The following is a 16314-nucleotide window of genomic DNA, read 5'->3' as shown; positions in this document are numbered from 1 at the left end:
TCACCTTTGGGTTCACGTGTTGATTCAGAACGAATAGGAAACAGAAGCGGCAACGAAATCCCGGTCATTGGTCTCGTTGTAATCACCGCCGAAATAAGTGGTGTAACTCAGGGATGCCTTGTAGGAGTTCTGGTAGGTCGCATCGAGCCCCAGGCCGACCGACTTGTTACCCTCCTTGAAGTTGCCGCCGGGGTCCGGTGCATAGCCCTTGACGTCGTGAGTCAGGAACAGCTTCGGACGGAGGTTGACCCCGGCAAATGCACTGGGGTAATCCCAGACAAACAGTGTCCGGTAACCCCATGAGAAGCTGGTGGTGAAGCCGTCGCCACCACAGTTGGTGGGGTTGATGTTCAGCCTTGATACGTCATCAGTGCCCTGGCTGCAGAAATCACCGGTGAAACTCTCACCATCCAGGGGCACCGGACCGACACCGTAAATGCCCGAACGGCCATACCGGGCTTCGGACTTACCGGGCAGATCGTGTACATAGGTCGCGCCAACTTCGCCAACAATGATGAAGCGGGCCGCGCCCATCACCCGGTCAATGAAGTGGATAAACGTCGCCTGGGCCTGGGACACCCCGAAACGGTCATACCCCTCCACTGCCTTGCCGGCGTAGTTGTAGCCTTTCTCGATTTCCCGCTGTTCAAGCTTGCTGATCACCTGGCCGTCCGGGCCTCTCTGCTGCAGGCCGCCATAGATCAGCTCGAAGGTGTTCCACTGGATCGGCATGTTGGGGCGATAGCTGTACTCGGCCCCGAGCGAGGTTCCGGTGGGAAGCGTCGTGTTGACGCTGATACCGTAAAGCTCGATATCCTGGGGATACTCGATGAAGTAGCTGGGGAAACGGGCATCGGGCAGGTCCGGATCCCGCATCTGCGTCTCGTCGGCATCGGAAGGGTTGTTCACGACGCCGCTGATGTAGGGCAGCCGGCTGTTGTAGCGGGTGTAGAACAGCCCCAGCTCGGCGCCCAGATCGGTCACGTACCAGCGGGCCGCCATACCATACTGGTCGGTGTCACCCGGTTCCTTGTCGCCAAGGCGCGGCGCGATGAAGCCCTCCTCGAAGGCCTGGGAGTCGGGTACCTGGCCAGCCAGTAACACCGGCCCGCAACCGTCAGCCGCGACATCCGCCGTGGAGAAGAAGGTACCGCAGTCGTCAATACGGAACGGCTCCCACTCCGTCTGTACGAATGCCTCGAGCGTGACCTCCTGCGTAATACCGACCGAGCTGTAGAGCATTTCCACCGGCAACAGGACGTCCTTCAGCTCTGCGCCCGGGGCGCGGAACGCAGGCACATCAATGGGGTTGACCGCATTAATACCGCCGAGGATGAATGTACTTTCACCCCAGTTCACCACCTGCCGGCCATATCGAACCGAAACCGGGGTGTCCCCGAAATACCAGTCGGTGAAAACATAGGCATCCAGCAAGTCGGCACCGGCGGCATTGTCCAGTGCTTCCTCGTTGAGCTCGCGACGCTGACCGACAGGATCCACGGCCCGGGGGTTATCCTTGAGTTCATAGTCGTAGTAATAGGTGCCGCGGACCAGCGCGCCCACCCGGGTCAGGGTGTCGCTGTCTGGTGCGTAATCCAGGAACAGCTCCGACCGGCCCCGCAGGATCTGGGAATACGGTTCCCCCTTTTCAAAATTCAGGTTGCCGTCATCGAAGTTGTTCGACGAGGCACCGGTGTTGCTGAACGCAAACTCCGGCCCCAGGTTACCCTGGGAGATCAGGTCCTTGTCCTGGTCTTCGAGACGGTAGGCCATACCCGCCGTCAGGGTTGTGCTGAACGAGGCGTCAATCTCATAGATGCTGAAATCAAAGGCCGACGCGGTCATCGAGAGGCCAGCGAGTTGAACAGCCAGCGCAAGCCGCAGGGGCGTATGCAAAGTCGGTTTTGTTGTTTTCATTGCGTGTCACTCCGCAAGTTTCAGGCGTAGCCTCCCCTGTATGGCGAGGCTAACGCCATGTTTTTATTGAATTCTCTGGTTGCTTCAGGGCGCCTGCTCGTACTCGGCGCTCTGGATCAGAATCGGATCCGGGTCAGAGCAGACCGCCCCCTCCGAGGAGACCGCCGTCACCGCCACCGTCTCCGCCGCCATCACCTCCGTCGTTCGGGGTGTCGCCGGCATCGGTGTTGCCGCTGCTGTCGGAACAGTCGGTGCCGGAGGTATCGGCGTCCTTGACGACGCAGGGGTTGGTCACGGACACGGTTCCGTCAGTGAACAGCTCAAGCATCTGCGCGGTCATTTCGTCGAAGACAGCCCGCGAAGAGAAGGGATCGGCCGATTTCTGACCCGCGGAAATCGGGTTGCCATGAGAGCCTTCCAGATAGCGAGTGATCAGCGGCAGGCCGTCAGTCTGCAGGGGCGTGGATTCCGCCCCCATGGCTGCAGCCAGGGGATCGGTTCCTGCCAGCGGCATGTTTTCGCCCTCGATCACGAAACCGGTCTCGGGAAGCGTGGTGGACAGCGGTCCGAGCGGGTACAGCACATCGTCGGCCGCGTTGGGCACCGTGTTATCGGTCGGGCGTTCGGGGTCATCGGGAACGCCGGCAATCTCCGTCAGCAGGATCGGCGCTTCCTTATAGAGCGGGGCGAAGGCGACCGGATCCGCGGAATCGAGCAGGCCCTGGAACACGTTGAAATAGATGTTGAGTTCCGTGCGGCCCTGGGCAAGCAGACCATCCGAGGCGGCATCCAGCCCAGGCAGTACCCGCGGCGCCACCGACTGGGAGTTCTCGACCAGACGCCCGAAGCTACCACCGGTATTGAACAGGTTGGCGGCAAGGATCGGATTGAGAGCGGTGTTGCCCGCCTCGATGGCGGCATTATTGACGTGGGGGAAGGCAGCCCCGCCCATCCCGCTGAGCGAATGACTCAGGAAATAGACCCGGTTCGGGTCCAGGTTGAGGCCCTGCGGACACTCGGCGCAAGCGGCGATGGCATCCTCGATGGCCTGCAGTGACGCATTCACGTTGAGCAGATCGAGCGCACCCTGACGCATATTGTCCCGGGTATTGGCATAGTTCGCGAAATTCAGGAACAGACTGCCGGATTCAGGCGCCTCGAGCTGACTCGCAGGTACCGGGTTCAGATCGGCATCGGCCGCAAATCCGAAGTGGCGCTCGACGGCATCGGGGGATGCACCGGCTTGCTCGCTGATCGGATTGAGGCCCACGAAGCCTTCACCAAAGATCCCGTGCAATGGCTGATCGATACCGATGGTCACGAAACAGTCATAGGTGTTGCCGGGGTCGGCGCACAGCAGGCCCGCAGCTGTGGCCAGAGGCAGGGTAGCAGAGCGGTCTGTGGTCACCGCATGCTGATAGATGATGACCGGGTAGCCATTTGCGGGAATACCGCCACTCAGTGTCAGGAAGGTGGCGTTGTTGGTGTCCGGCGCCGTAATCACGATCGGTACTGTGGTATCCGCATTCTTGCCCGCAAACGGGAACCGATAAGTGATCCGGTCCGAGGGCGCGCCATCGAGGCTGTCATCTCCGGAAAAATCAGCCGGCAGCCAACTTTCGGAGGTCAGTGCGGAACCATTACCCTCTTCGGGCAAAGACTGGAAATACGGCAGTGTGATTTCACCCTCGTAGACATGGACGTTTAGAGGCGTTCCCTGGACTTCCTGGGCCAGCGCCGGATTCACGTCACCACCGTCACGCTGACTGAACACCCGCACCTCCCGGGGCTTGGGCGTATCGACCAGAGTTTCGGCCGCAGAGGCGAGGGCCTGGGCGTCCGGCTCCACATCGGTACTCATATCTGTGGCCCGGGCGGTCGCTGCCTGCAGCGCGTAGGCCAGCTCGCGATCGGCCAGGGCATCGGACACCAGGTCGGTATAGAGCACCGTCATGCCGTTATCCCGGGCCTCGGTGAGGAGCGTGGCGAGCTCTTCATCGTAGAGACGGAAGCCGGTATCGGTCAGGGTCTGATAGATCTGGCTGTTGAGTGCCTCCTCTTCGGCCGTGGCATCGCCACCGATGGCCTGGTCACTCAGGTTATAGAAACCATCCACCAGCTTGTTCAGGGCCTCCTGGCGCTCGGCAACCGACAGAACGGACCGGTAGTAGGTGATCGGTGCCGCATTGGCGAGCAAAACGTCATCCACTGCGGTCGTGGTGATGGTGGTCGCGTAGGTGACGTCTTCAAAGGTCTGGGCAAAGCCCGCGGACGCAGTCACCTCGCGCTTGAAGTCGAAATAGTCCGCGGCCAGCTGTCGGGCCGGCAACATGGCATCCCGGAACGGCTGGAAGGCCGGGTTGGAGAGGGTCCGCTCCGGATCGGCGACGCTCTGGTAGGTGGGAGATCCGACCAGCGGCTCGCCGTCGGCATCGACGATGTCGTTGGTGAGCACCAGAACGTACTGGGTCTTTTCGGCGAGCGGCTCCAGTGGCAGCACCCGCACCAGGTTGTTCTGGCCCCCGTCGATATCCAGCAGCTCCACCCGGAACTTTTCCCGGAGCAGGTCGCTGAAGATGGCATCAGCCTCGGCGGTGTTGCCCTGCTCCCGGAGCCTGAGTGCCTGACGGTAGCGAATCGCCGGTGTCAGTCCGGCCGCTTCGGCATCCAGCGTCTCGATGGTGTCGCCACTGGCGTATTCAACCGGGAAGAAAAACACGTTCTGGTCCGGATTCGGAACGACTTCTCCGTCTACCTCGACGAAGTCCCGGGCGTCCAGGATCTGCTGGCTGTCGAGGCTGGCACTGATCTTGATATCGACAGGCGCCAGCACCGAGCTGCCGTCCAGGAAGCCGATGCCGGTCGTGACGGGATTGGCCGGGTCGGTACCATTGAGCATGGTGCCGTCGTCCGCCTCGCTCAGATAGAACAGGGCATCGCTGGGAATGGGGAATTGGGTTGCCAGCGGATCGAACAACGGATGAACACCGCGCTCGATCAGGTTGCTGGTGATGTTGTAGTCGGGACTGGCGTTCTTGCTGGTCTGGCTGCTGCCTTCGAGACAACCGGTCAATCCCAGTGTCGTAGCTGACAGCGCAGCAAGGCATACGGTGCGAATCAACATACTTCGTTACCTCTGGTTTTTTGTAGTTCGACGGTCCTTCGCCTTTAGTTGCCCTCGACGGAGGTCTAATTGCAAAGGTTCCAAAACCGGGTCCGATTTTTTGTCAATTCAGCCAAAAAAACGTCCAACCCCCTGACCTGCAATGAAAAAATTTATATTCATTTTTTTACAAACAGACATACCTCCCGAACGGGTGCGCTGGTACCATTGAAAATGCGATAAAAACCAGAAAAGTCATGCACCGCGTGTGACATGCAGGGTGTTTTCAGGGGTATCCGTTTGGCCTTACTTCCATTTCGCCAATCAAAATCGAAGCGGTTCGATCGTCTGGTGCAGCCTCACCTCAAGACGATGTTCACCTTCGCTTACCGATTGACCGGTCGCGAACACGATGCCGAGGACCTGGTCCAGGACGTCGTGGTCAAACTCTATCCGCGACTGGAGGAGCTGGAGTCCGTCGATCACCTCCGCCCCTGGCTGCACCGGGTGCTTTACCGGCATTTCATCGATACAATCCGTAAACGTCCGGCGGGACGTGAAATCAACACCAGCGCCCTGGACCTGCATGACGAGCAAACCCCGTTTCTGGAAACCCGGGTCGGCAGCGAGCAGGACCCACTGACAAATGTGGAAGGCGATATCCGAAGCCGGACCCTGAAACGGCTGCTCGGAGAGCTTCACCCCGACCAGCGAACCCTTTTATTACTGCACGACGCCGATGGTTGGCGTCAGGAAGACATCGCAGAGGTACTCGACGTGCCCATCGGCACCATCAAATCCCGACTTCACCGGACCCGCGCCCTGCTCCGCACAAAATTGCAGGAAGAGTTGGAACCTTTTGGAGAGCAACTCCGTGGACTCCAATGAGGTAGATGCGATGAACTGCAAACATTTTCTGCAAGACGTTGATGCCATGGCCGCCGGGGAACTGGCAGAGCCGGTGGAACTTGAGATGCGCCGCCATGCCGAGCGCTGCGGAGCCTGTGCCAGGGCCCTGTCCACGGCCCGGCTGATGATGGAAGGAATTGCCAACGAGCGTTCGCCCGAACCGGGACCGGACTTCGAAACCCGAATGCTGGCCGCGGCGAAGCAGGGCGAACAGAGTTCCGTCAAGTGGCATCGGAGCCTGCCCGTCTGGAGTAGTGCTGTGGCGGCTGCACTGGTTGTCGGCATCTTTATCGGCAGCGGATTTTCCGGGCCGAAACAGGGTGCCGATCCCGTAGCGCAGTCCGGCACAACCGTAGTCCAGGGTATTGCGGCGTCACCAGAGCAGAGAACCGTAAGGCTTGCGTTCACCTCGAAGGAGGCAGTGGACAACGTCACCCTGACCCTGGAACTGCCCCCGAATATGGAACTGGCGCCCTTCCCGGGTCGCCACCATGTGAGCTGGAAGGTCAACCTCAAGCCCGGGGACAATCTGCTGGCCCTGCCCATGAACATTCTGTTCCCGGGTGAGGGCACCCTGGTGGCCCATCTCGATGATGGCCGGAAACGCAAAACCTTCCGCACAGACATTGGCACAACGCCGGAGCCATCGTCATGAGTTCAGCATTCTTTTTTGTACGCCTGGTGGCTGCCATGATGCTCGCCCTGGCCCCAGCATTGGCAGCAGCCGAAACCGACTTTGAAGTCACCATGAGAATGGTGGAGGACGAGGACGTCCTGGACTCCTCATTCGTCCAGGAGATGGAACTTCCCGAATCGGTCAACGAACTCGACGTCACCGAAATCCGGAATGACGCGAGAGAAATGGAGGAAACTCTGGCTTCCGAGTCGAGGGAAACCCGCGATGCCCTGGATCTGGAACTGCCCGGAGAAGAGGATTCGACCCTGCCTGTAATCGACTTGCCGGATTCGGATCTTACCGATCCGGATCTGCCCCTCCCCACAGATCAGCTCCCCGGCTCCGACCTGGACCTTCTGGACACGGGCGACACCCTTCTGGACAACAGCGGAGAGTTGCTGAATAACACATCTGGCAACTAATACTGATTTTCTCCAGCCCCCTGAGTTAAGCTTACCCCTGAGACGCCGGTTTTGTTCCAGCTTCAAGGGTAATGTACTTGCTGCCTCGTTTCGTAAATCTACTGCTCATCACCTGGCTGGTCATGCTCGCTCCGGTCTTGAAAGCCGATACCCGGGTGGAAGCGGCTAACCAGCTCCGGTCAGGCATTGCAGCCTTCAAAGCCGGCGACCTCAAGCAGGCGCGGGCACTCCTCGAATCGGCGGCCGAACTCGGCATGCAGTCACGAGCCCTGACCTACAACCTTGGCGTGATTTACTACAAAACAGGCGATTTCCAGAGCGCTGAACGCATGTTCCGGCAGCTGCTCCAGACCCGCCAGAGAACCCTCGCTTTTTACAACCTCGGACTCATTGCACTCGCCCGCGATGACAATGCGGGCGCCCGGGCGGCATTCCGGGAAGTTGTCGACACCAATGATTCCGACAACCTCACCCGACTGGCCGCAGCTCAACTGGAGCGACTGGGTGAAAAGGCACCGCCGCCCCCCTGGCAGATACTCGCCTCAGTAGCGGCCGGCTATGAAGACAACATCGGCCTGTTTCCCGATGAGGCTGCCAGCACGATCGAAGACGGCTTTCTGGAGTCGGTGGCAGCTGCATCCGGCTACCTCTACCGACAGGACCAACACGGACTGATCCTGCAAGGGCAGGGCTATGCCCGGGAATACGATTCCGAGGACGATTTCAACTCCCATCTGTTGCGTCTGGATGCCAAGTGGGAATACCGGCTGGATCACTATCGGCTGCACGCCGGCATCGGTGGTGACAAGCTCTGGTATGGCGACAAGCCCCGGGAAGAGAGGGCCCGGATCACGACCGGCATGAGCACCTCAGCCTGTGCCCTGGCGAAGGAGCGAGCCCGATGCTCGCTATCGGCCATTGCCGAGCACGTATCCGCGGGTTCCCGTTACAGTGCTTACGATGGACGACACTATCGGCTGGATGCCCGCTACCGGGCGAGGATGGGCAACTGGGGAGGGGGATTGCGGTACTACCTGGATTACGATGACCGCCGCAACCTTGAAACGGAACGGGAGTACTTCAGCGTTTCTCCCCTGGGCCAAACCCTTGAGTTCAGCACCAGCTATTACCCGGTTCCGGCCCTGGAGGTCGGCGGTGTGCTGGGCTATCGCTACAACTTTTACCGCAACGCTCACCGACTGCGGGTGCCCGAGGGAACCTGGATCATCAACCGGGTGGACCAGCGGTTGTCACTGGGCGTGAATGCTGACTACCGGATCAACGACACCTTCTCCGTGGTCGGCGGCTGGCGGGGAATCCTGAATGACAGCAACATTCCCCGTTACGACTACAAGCGCAGTACGGCAACCCTGGGGATTACCGTACTGCTCTGAGGACGCTATCGGTCCGGTGGCTCAGCCGATCTCTACCAACACCTCACCAGGCACGACCCGGTCGCCCTTGGAAATAAACACGCCCTTGACCGAGCCGGAAATGGTCGCCTTTACCTCGGTTTCCATCTTCATGGCCTCGATAATCAGCACCGGGTCGCCGGCCTCGACTTCGTCGCCCTCACCGACCAGCACATCAACGATGTTACCCGGCATGCTGGTGGTAACGTGGCCCTCTTTGGTGGCACTGGCCCTGCCACCACTCCTGGCACTTCCCTCATTACCATCTCCATGGGACTCCAGGTGTATTTCCTCGGGGACACCGTCCACCGTCATGTAAAACCGGCGCTCGCTGTCACTGACCGGGTTGGCGCCTGTGACGTGAATATCATAACTCTCGCCATGAACAGTGATCTTGAACCGGGTATCCACCGGCCCCCCACTGCCCTTGGCCGGTAGCGGCTCAAGCGGTTCCGGCTGGAGCGTGCCATCCCGGCGCTGCTCCAGGTAAGCCTTCGCCTGGTCCGGGAACATAGCGTAGGTGAGCACGTCTTCCTCGCTGGTGGCCAGCTCTCCCACCTGCTTGCGCAGCTCCTCCAGCTCCCGGGGAATCAGGTTGGCCGGGCGCTCCTCAACCAATTCTTCCTTACCGACTGCTCGGCGCTGCAACTCCTGATCGACGTTGGCCGGGGCTTTGCCGTACCAGCCCTGGAGGTACTTCTTCACCTCGTTGGTGATGGATTCGTAACGCTTACCCGCCAGGACATTGATGACCGCCTGAGTCCCCACAATCTGGGAGGTTGGGGTGACCAGGGGCGGATAACCAAGATCCTTCCGTACGCGGGGAATCTCCTCGAACACATCCTGGATCCGGTCCAGGGCACCCTGTTCCTTCAACTGGTTGGCCAGGTTCGACATCATGCCACCAGGCACCTGGGACAACAGCACCGAGGTATCGACACCGTTATAGTCACTCTCGAACTGATGGTATTTCTTGCGAACCTCCCGGAAATGACGGGTGGCCTTGTCCAGCAACTCCAGGTTCAACCCGGTTTCAAGACCTGCATCGTGCAGTGAGGCCGCCAGGGATTCGGTGGGGGGATGGCTGGTGCCGCCGGCAAAGGCCGACAGAGCGGTATCGATATGATCAACACCCGCTTCCATGGCCGCCCACTGGCACATCGGCGCCATGCCCGAGGTGGCATGGGAGTGCAGGAAAACCGGCAGATTCAAGGTCTGCTTCAGCTTGCCCACCAGCTCGGAGGTAACCGCCGGTGTCAGCAGGCCCGCCATGTCCTTGATTGCAATACTGTCCGCACCCATCTCGGCCATGGCTTTGGCCTGCTCAAGATAGGCGTCCGTGTTGTGTACCGGGCTGACGGTGTAGCAGATGGTGCCCTGTGCATGCTTGCCGGCCTTCTTCACGGCCTTGATGCTGGTCTCGAGGTTACGCACATCGTTGAGGGCGTCAAAGATACGGAATACATCCATGCCGTTTTCCGCGGCCTTGGCCACGAAGGCCTCCACGACGTCATCGCCGTAATGACGGTAGCCCAGCAGGTTCTGGCCGCGAAGCAACATCTGCAGCCGGGTATTCGGCAGGGCCTTACGCAGTGTGCGCAGACGTTCCCACGGGTCTTCCTTGAGGAAGCGAACGCAGGCGTCAAAAGTGGCACCACCCCAGCATTCCAACGACCAGTACCCGGCCTGGTCCAGCCATTCGCAGGCCGGGAGCATGTCTTCTGTGCGCATGCGCGTGGCAATCAGGGACTGGTGGGCATCCCGCAGGATAACGTCGGTAATATGAATCTTGCGTTTGGTCATGGGATCTCTCCAATATTCTTTTACAGGCCCGCCTGAGCCGCGATGGCAGCGGCAATGGCTGTGGCAATGGATTCGGGGCGGGTCTTGGTGCTGTACTCCAGCAGCTGCGGATTGCGTTCAACAAAGCCGGTGTTGAAGTCGGCCGCCTGAAAATCCGGATGCTCCAGAATTTCTTTGTAATACGGGATAGTGGTCTGCACCCCATAGATACCCATGTCACCCAGAGCGCGGCGGGAGCGGGCAATCAGCTCCGACCAGTCCATGGCCCAGACAATCAGCTTGGCGCACATGGAGTCGTAATACGGCGGAATCTCATAGCCGGTGTACATATTGGCGTCGGTACGGACACCGGGGCCGCCGGCCGAGTAATAGCGGCTGATCCGACCGAAACTGGGCAGGAATCCGTTCTTCGGGTCCTCGGCGTTGATCCGGAACTGGGCCGCGAACCCTCGATAGCTGATGTCTTCCTGTGTCAGCCCCAGAGGCTCGCCGGCGGCGATACGGATCTGCGCCTTGATGATATCCACACCGGTGATTTCCTCGGTAATGGTGTGTTCGACCTGCACGCGAGTGTTCATTTCCATGAAATAGAAACTGCCATCGTGGTCGAGCAGAAACTCCACGGTACCGGCATTGACGTAGCCGCACTGTTTCGCGACCCGCTTGGCGAGATCGCCGATATACTCCCGCTGGCTCTCCTCCAGCTGCGGTGATGGCGCCAGCTCGATCAGTTTCTGGTTGCGGCGCTGGATGGAACAGTCCCGTTCGTATAGATGAACGACGTTACCGTGGGTGTCCGCCAGGATCTGGACCTCGATATGACGGGGTTCGATGATGCACTTCTCCAGAAACACCTCGGCACTGCCAAAGGCCTTGGTGGCCTCGGAGATGACCCGTTCATAGTTCTGGCGCAGTTCCTTTTCGTCGTCACACCGGCGGATGCCGCGCCCGCCACCACCGGAGGTTGCCTTGAGCATCACCGGATAGCCGATATCGGCTGCCTGGGCAACCGCGTCCTCGACGTCCCGGAGGTTGTCTTCCGACCCCGGCGTCACAGGTACCCCGGCGGCGATGGCCGTTTGCCGGGCCTGGGTCTTGTCACCCATCGAAGCAATGGCGTCGGCCGACGGACCGACAAAAGTAATGCCCCGTTGCTCGCAAACCGCTGCGAGTTCGGCGTTTTCAGACAGAAAACCATAACCGGGGTGCAGGGCATCGCAGCCGGTTTCCACCGCCATGTTTACGATGTGGTGGGGATTCAGGTATCCCGACAGGGGATCCTTACTGATCTGATAGGACTCGTCGGCCTTCTTGACGTGTAACGAGTACTCGTCAGCCTCCGAATGAATAGCGACTGAGCGGATGCCCAGTTCGCTACAGGCCCGGGCAATCCTGACCGCAATCTCACCACGATTGGCGATCAGCAGCTTCCGTATAGCCATGGAATATCCTCCAGGTGATGGAAGTCGTTTGAATCGAAAGGTCGGTTTGAACGGCGCGGAAGCCGATCATGAAGTTGGCCGTCAGGCCAGGGGCGGTGCCTGGGGAAGCACCGGGAAACTCACGCAGTGGGAAAGGTGAGGTGTTGCGGGGATCGCTGACTGGCAACGACCAAAGCTCGGCCCTGACTGCCCGGCCGGTTCGTTCCGGGGCAAGCCCCCCTCCGGATTCCCGTCACCGGTCGTTTCGCCGGCGATCAGGCACGAACTGGATTCACAGGGCAATAATGTAACGTCTCCGGCCGCAGGAAGAGAGAATCCCGACAGCAGAAACAGCACCATGAGCGTGAACAGACCTGGTGCAGTCAATCTGGCGTTACTTTGGGCGTCCTGCATGGGCGTCCTTTGGCATGACAAAAGTCAATGAGAGTTTCGCGATATCAAACATTCGATTCAATACCGTTTTTTGGGCCTTATACATCGATTTTTTCGAGGTAAAGCCCGGGAACGCCCACGTTCACACTGTGCGAAAGCATCGAGGAAATGGCGGCTTCGGCACCAAATCGGTACGGAAGCCGCCGGTATCCTAGAAGCCCCCCTGCACCACATTCACAATTTCATAGAATTTGGTCGCGCGATGCTCCAGGTCTATGGCCAGATTCAGCCGCTGAACAAGCTCCCTTGCCCGGACAAGGCCTCTGAGGTAGGTCTGGGAAGGATGTTCGCGATCATCGTCAAGCACGAGAAGGTACTCTTCGTGCACCTCGCGGAAGGTACTGACGAGATCGCCGACCGTTGCGGCACGCAAGTCACGGTAATGGATCGCCGGCAATTCGCTGAGCGGACGCATGATATCCCTCACTCGCAGGTCCTTCAGTGCCACACCCTGGCGATTAGCCAGCATCATCGGTTTTTCCCCGTTAACGTCCTCGATGGTAATGATGCCCAGGCAATCACCCACCTGGTTTTCCACCAGCTTGATGGACGTATCGGCAAGTTTCATCCATAGCCGGGCGTCTGATACCGGCATGTCGGAACTCAGGGAAGGTAGTTTCTGTTCGGAGAAATCGGTGAGCAAATGCACCGCCGAGTCGTCACTGCCGATATGTGAAAGGGGCTTGGCTGTCGTAATTGCGCCGGTACGTGCCAGATCCTGCACCGGCAAGGCGCTGAATACACTATTCATGGTGAACCTCGTGATTCTGAATTCAGGTTGGAAAGCGTGCGTCGGCACGGACAATCCCGTTGTGGTCAGAGTCAGGCGAGGTAAGGGGGCCCCTGCGGCAATTCCGGAAAGCTCAGCAACCGCTGTGGTGGCTGGACGAAACCCAGACAGGAAGAGAACTCCGCCCGCAACCCCGGATCCCGGAGCAGCAAATCGGAGGAGACTGAAACCGAAGGTTCGGGAGAAGCGGAGTCACCGGAGCCATCCACCGAAACCAGCGTCGGCGAACCGTGGTCATCAAGCTGGGGATCAAGGACCGGATGAGAGGCTCCACTGACAAACAGCAACAACAGGCCGGTGATCAGCAGTGAGAAAAGGCTGATACGGATGGCTTCCCTGTTGAACGAACATACGGGCATACGCTGGATCTGCTGTAGATGTTTTCAGTGACCGCCTTTAACTAACATAAGGCCTTTTTGGTTCAATGCAACATCTGCGTGCACCTGTACCTGACCAGGCATTCGGATTGGACCCAAAAAAAGCCCCGGCTCGGGGGAGTGTGAGCCGGGGCAAGAGAGCGCAAAAACCTGCGTTTATCTAACTCAACAGGAAGTGGGCCGGATCAGAAGCTCAGCTTTGCCGAAGCCATGACCTGCTCGTACTGCTCACTACCCGTTGTGGCGATCTCGCCGAAGTCCCAATACGCGTACTCAAGGCCCAGGGTGAGATTCTTGTGGGCAGACCACAGCAGGTTGGCGTGGACGGAGGTCGAACTGTCGAAATAGCTGAGGGTGCCTGCCGGCGAGAATGCCAGATCATCCACGATCTCGGTGTGAGAAACGGTCACCGAGGAACGCCAGGCGGGCGTCCAGAAATGGCGGTAGGCGGCAGTCGCGCCGTAGGTCTTGAGCGGCTCAACCTCACCCGCCGCCTGAGCACCAAGGTCGATGTCGGGATAGGTGAATAGCCCCATATAACGACCAAGCGCGCCATAACTGTACTGCAGGCGCAGATCATCACGACCGAAGGTGGGGATCCGGGCGCTCAGTGAGACCGCACCGGCAAGCTTGCTGTCATTTGATGCATCGTCTTCAAGATTACGGGCCATGGCGGCAATGGAATAGAAGCCGTGCTTGCCACGAACCTGATAACGGGCCGTCAGGTCCGGGTATGACTGGTCGTCATAGGAGTTATCGCCGAAACCGTCCTCCGGGTTTTCCAGGGCGACCATCAACTTCCCGCCGGGCACTGCCATGGTGTAACGGAGCATGGGCTGAACCGTATAAATGAAGGCTGCCTGTTTCCCCTGGTTCAGTATCTCCGGCATGGCCGCGAGGTCGGTGAAGGTGGTGTAGGTCTGGCCGAAATCCCAGCCATTCCAACTGCCGTAGGCCTGACGCAAACGAGGTGAGTAGCTGTTTGAAACTACCTCATTGCCTGGCGCACCGATACCTTGGTGAAAATCCATTTCCAGGTAGGTGCGCAGCCTGTGACCAGCCACATCGTCGGTTGACGTGCCGAAACTGAATCTGGATTCCCGGGCACTGAAGCCCACTTTCCAGTCATTTTCCGTTGCCGCTGCCGAAGCAAAGGTGCGCGGGAGGCCAATCGAATAGGTGTTGAGCTGGCCATTGCCATTAGAGCCGTAAATCAGGTCCGCCTTGATAAAGCCACCGAACGAGATGGTGGTCCCACCGATTTTGAGCCCGTCGCCTTCGCGCAGGATATAGGGGTTGTCATCACTCAACTCCGGGGCAGTGGATACGGCCTCTTCGATTTTCCGTTCCAGCATCTGTACCCGCTGGCGCAGTTCTTCCACATCGGAGTTGCTCTGTGCCATGGCGGAACCCGTTCCCAGGGTAAACACGGGAATACTGGCGAGTGTAATGGCGCGGACTAGCGGGCGGGTATTCGAGCGTATTCTTGTTGTCATCTCTTGACCTCGTATCTGAGTTCGTTGGTGTCTTTGTTATTGAAATTGCCGGCGCTGACACCTGCGGAACGTCCTTGCAGCTTTCTTATTCCGCTGTGCGGTATTATTGATATTATAAGTTCCGCCTAGCAGTACCAGCTTCCGGATTGTCGAATATAGACAATGATTTTTACGCTCACAAGTCGGTGAAACCAATTTTTTACGAAACACGTATTCAAATCCCATTATCGGGTTTCATTTTTATTGACAGCTCCAGAGTGATTAAAGGATCATTGAGTAATTCTGCTATGCGGTATATCTTTTCGCTGAAACGCCAAAACGAGGTTGTCTCATGAACATGAACTACACGGCCGAGGAACTCGCTTTCCGCGACGAAGTGCGCGCGTTCCTGGATGAGAAGCTGCCGGCGGACATTGCCGCCAAGGTGAAGGGCTTTCGCCGGCTGTCCAAGGAAGACCACCAACGGTGGCAGAAAATTCTGAGTGAACAGGGCTGGTACGCCACCCATTGGCCGGAGGAATACGGCGGTGTGAAGTGGACCCCGGTACAGAAACATATCTGGGATGAAGAGTCCTGCCGCTACGGTGTGCCCCGTTCTATTCCATTCGGTGTGAACATGGTGGCGCCGGTAATCATCAAGTTCGGCAACGAAGAACAGAAACAGCGCTACCTGCCGCGAATCCTGAGTGGTAAGGACTGGTGGTGTCAGGGTTACTCCGAGCCGGGTGCCGGCTCTGACCTGGCGTCGCTGAAGACCCGTGCGGTACGTGACGGTGACCATTACATCGTCAACGGCCAGAAGACCTGGACCACCCTGGGCCAGCACGCCAACATGATCTTCTGCCTTGTGCGCACCAACACCGAGGTCAAGGCCCAGGAGGGAATCTCCTTCCTGCTGATCGACATGAATACCCCGGGCATCACGGTGCGCCCCATCATCACCCTGGACGGCGAGCACGAAGTCAACGAGGTGTTCTTCGAGGACGTGAAAGTCCCGGTGGAAAACCTGGTGGGCGAGGAAGACAAGGGCTGGACCTACGCCAAGTATCTTCTGACTTATGAGCGTACCGGTCTGGCCGGAATCGGTTTGTCCAAAGCCGCTCTCCAGCATCTCAAGGAGCTGGCGTCACGCCGCCTCAAGAATGGCCGGCCGCTGATCGAGGATTCGAGCTTCAGTCAGCGCATTGCCAAGGTCGAAATCGACCTGATGGCTGCGGCTATCAGCAACCTGCGTATCATCGCCTCGGTTGAGGGTGGGGGTGTTCCGGGAGCAGAAAGCTCGATGCTCAAGGTCCGCGGCACCGAGATCCGCCAGGCCATCAATGATCTGGCGCGCCGGGCGATTGGCCCTTACGCGATTCCGTTCGTGGAAGAAGAGCTGGACCTGGATTACGAAGGCGACTTCCTGTCGGACGAGAATGCCGCCCCGCTGGCAGCCCAGTATTTCAACAACCGCAAGCTGTCTATTTTCGGCGGGTCCAATGAGATCCAGAAGAACATCGTGTCGAAAATGATTCTCGGGCTTTAAGGAGGCG

General features: G+C 58.9%; 12 protein-coding genes. 5 read left to right on the top strand and 7 right to left on the bottom strand.

All coding sequences use genetic code 11. The features are described 5' to 3' along the window. Positions 1 to 24: 24 nt before the first annotated feature. Both MD273_RS12405 and MD273_RS12400 read right to left on the bottom strand, forming a co-directional pair. Positions 25 to 1917, bottom strand: coding sequence for a DUF1302 domain-containing protein (locus tag MD273_RS12405; RefSeq protein ID WP_239038100.1), 1893 nt, complete (start codon positions 1915 to 1917; stop codon positions 25 to 27). Between the two features lie 133 nt (positions 1918 to 2050). Next, complete coding sequence (locus tag MD273_RS12400) at positions 2051 to 5041, bottom strand: hypothetical protein (protein WP_239038099.1); 2991 nt, start codon at positions 5039 to 5041, stop codon at positions 2051 to 2053. A gap of 279 nt (positions 5042 to 5320) precedes the next feature. Between MD273_RS12400 and MD273_RS12395 the strand changes: the two genes are divergently transcribed. From MD273_RS12395 to MD273_RS12380, 4 genes are all read left to right on the top strand, one after another. Next, complete coding sequence (locus MD273_RS12395; RefSeq protein WP_239038098.1) at positions 5321 to 5908, top strand: RNA polymerase sigma factor; 588 nt, start codon at positions 5321 to 5323, stop codon at positions 5906 to 5908. Then, positions 5895 to 6584: an anti-sigma factor family protein gene (locus MD273_RS12390; protein WP_239038097.1), complete on the top strand. Its 690-nt coding sequence runs from the start codon at positions 5895 to 5897 to the stop codon at positions 6582 to 6584. Before MD273_RS12395 ends, MD273_RS12390 begins: the two co-directional genes overlap by 14 nt. Beyond that, on the top strand, positions 6581 to 7027 hold the full coding sequence (locus MD273_RS12385; RefSeq protein ID WP_239038096.1) for a hypothetical protein: 447 nt from the start codon (positions 6581 to 6583) through the stop codon (positions 7025 to 7027). The genes MD273_RS12390 and MD273_RS12385 overlap by 4 nt, the downstream gene beginning before the upstream one ends. Before the next feature lie 77 nt (positions 7028 to 7104). Next, positions 7105 to 8421: a tetratricopeptide repeat protein gene (locus MD273_RS12380; protein WP_239038095.1), complete on the top strand. Its 1317-nt coding sequence runs from the start codon at positions 7105 to 7107 to the stop codon at positions 8419 to 8421. A 21-nt stretch (positions 8422 to 8442) separates the two neighbouring features. Here MD273_RS12380 and oadA read toward each other — a convergent pair whose 3' ends face one another. The 5 genes from oadA to MD273_RS12355 form a co-directional block, all read right to left on the bottom strand. Continuing rightward, complete coding sequence (gene oadA, locus MD273_RS12375) at positions 8443 to 10242, bottom strand: sodium-extruding oxaloacetate decarboxylase subunit alpha (RefSeq protein WP_239038094.1); 1800 nt, start codon at positions 10240 to 10242, stop codon at positions 8443 to 8445. A 20-nt stretch (positions 10243 to 10262) separates the two neighbouring features. Then, positions 10263 to 11684, bottom strand: coding sequence for an acetyl-CoA carboxylase biotin carboxylase subunit (locus tag MD273_RS12370; RefSeq protein ID WP_239038093.1), 1422 nt, complete (start codon positions 11682 to 11684; stop codon positions 10263 to 10265). A 583-nt stretch (positions 11685 to 12267) separates the two neighbouring features. Continuing rightward, complete coding sequence (locus MD273_RS12365) at positions 12268 to 12867, bottom strand: CBS domain-containing protein (protein WP_239038092.1); 600 nt, start codon at positions 12865 to 12867, stop codon at positions 12268 to 12270. 71 nt (positions 12868 to 12938) lie between these two features. Then, complete coding sequence (locus MD273_RS12360) at positions 12939 to 13265, bottom strand: hypothetical protein (RefSeq protein ID WP_239038091.1); 327 nt, start codon at positions 13263 to 13265, stop codon at positions 12939 to 12941. Between the two features lie 203 nt (positions 13266 to 13468). Beyond that, on the bottom strand, positions 13469 to 14779 hold the full coding sequence (locus MD273_RS12355; RefSeq protein ID WP_239038090.1) for a DcaP family trimeric outer membrane transporter: 1311 nt from the start codon (positions 14777 to 14779) through the stop codon (positions 13469 to 13471). Positions 14780 to 15110: 331 nt separating this feature from the next. Here MD273_RS12355 and MD273_RS12350 point away from each other — a divergent pair, with 331 nt between their 5' ends. Then, the gene (locus MD273_RS12350; RefSeq protein WP_239038089.1) at positions 15111 to 16307 is read left to right on the top strand and encodes an acyl-CoA dehydrogenase family protein; all 1197 of its coding nucleotides are present in this window, start codon (positions 15111 to 15113) and stop codon (positions 16305 to 16307) included. Positions 16308 to 16314: the final 7 nt, after the last annotated feature.

Source organism: Marinobacter sp. C7 (genome assembly GCF_022343555.1).
Lineage (GTDB): Bacteria > Pseudomonadota > Gammaproteobacteria > Pseudomonadales > Oleiphilaceae > Marinobacter.
Note: the sequence above shows the minus strand (reverse complement) of the source record. Positions and strands in the feature narration are given on the sequence as shown.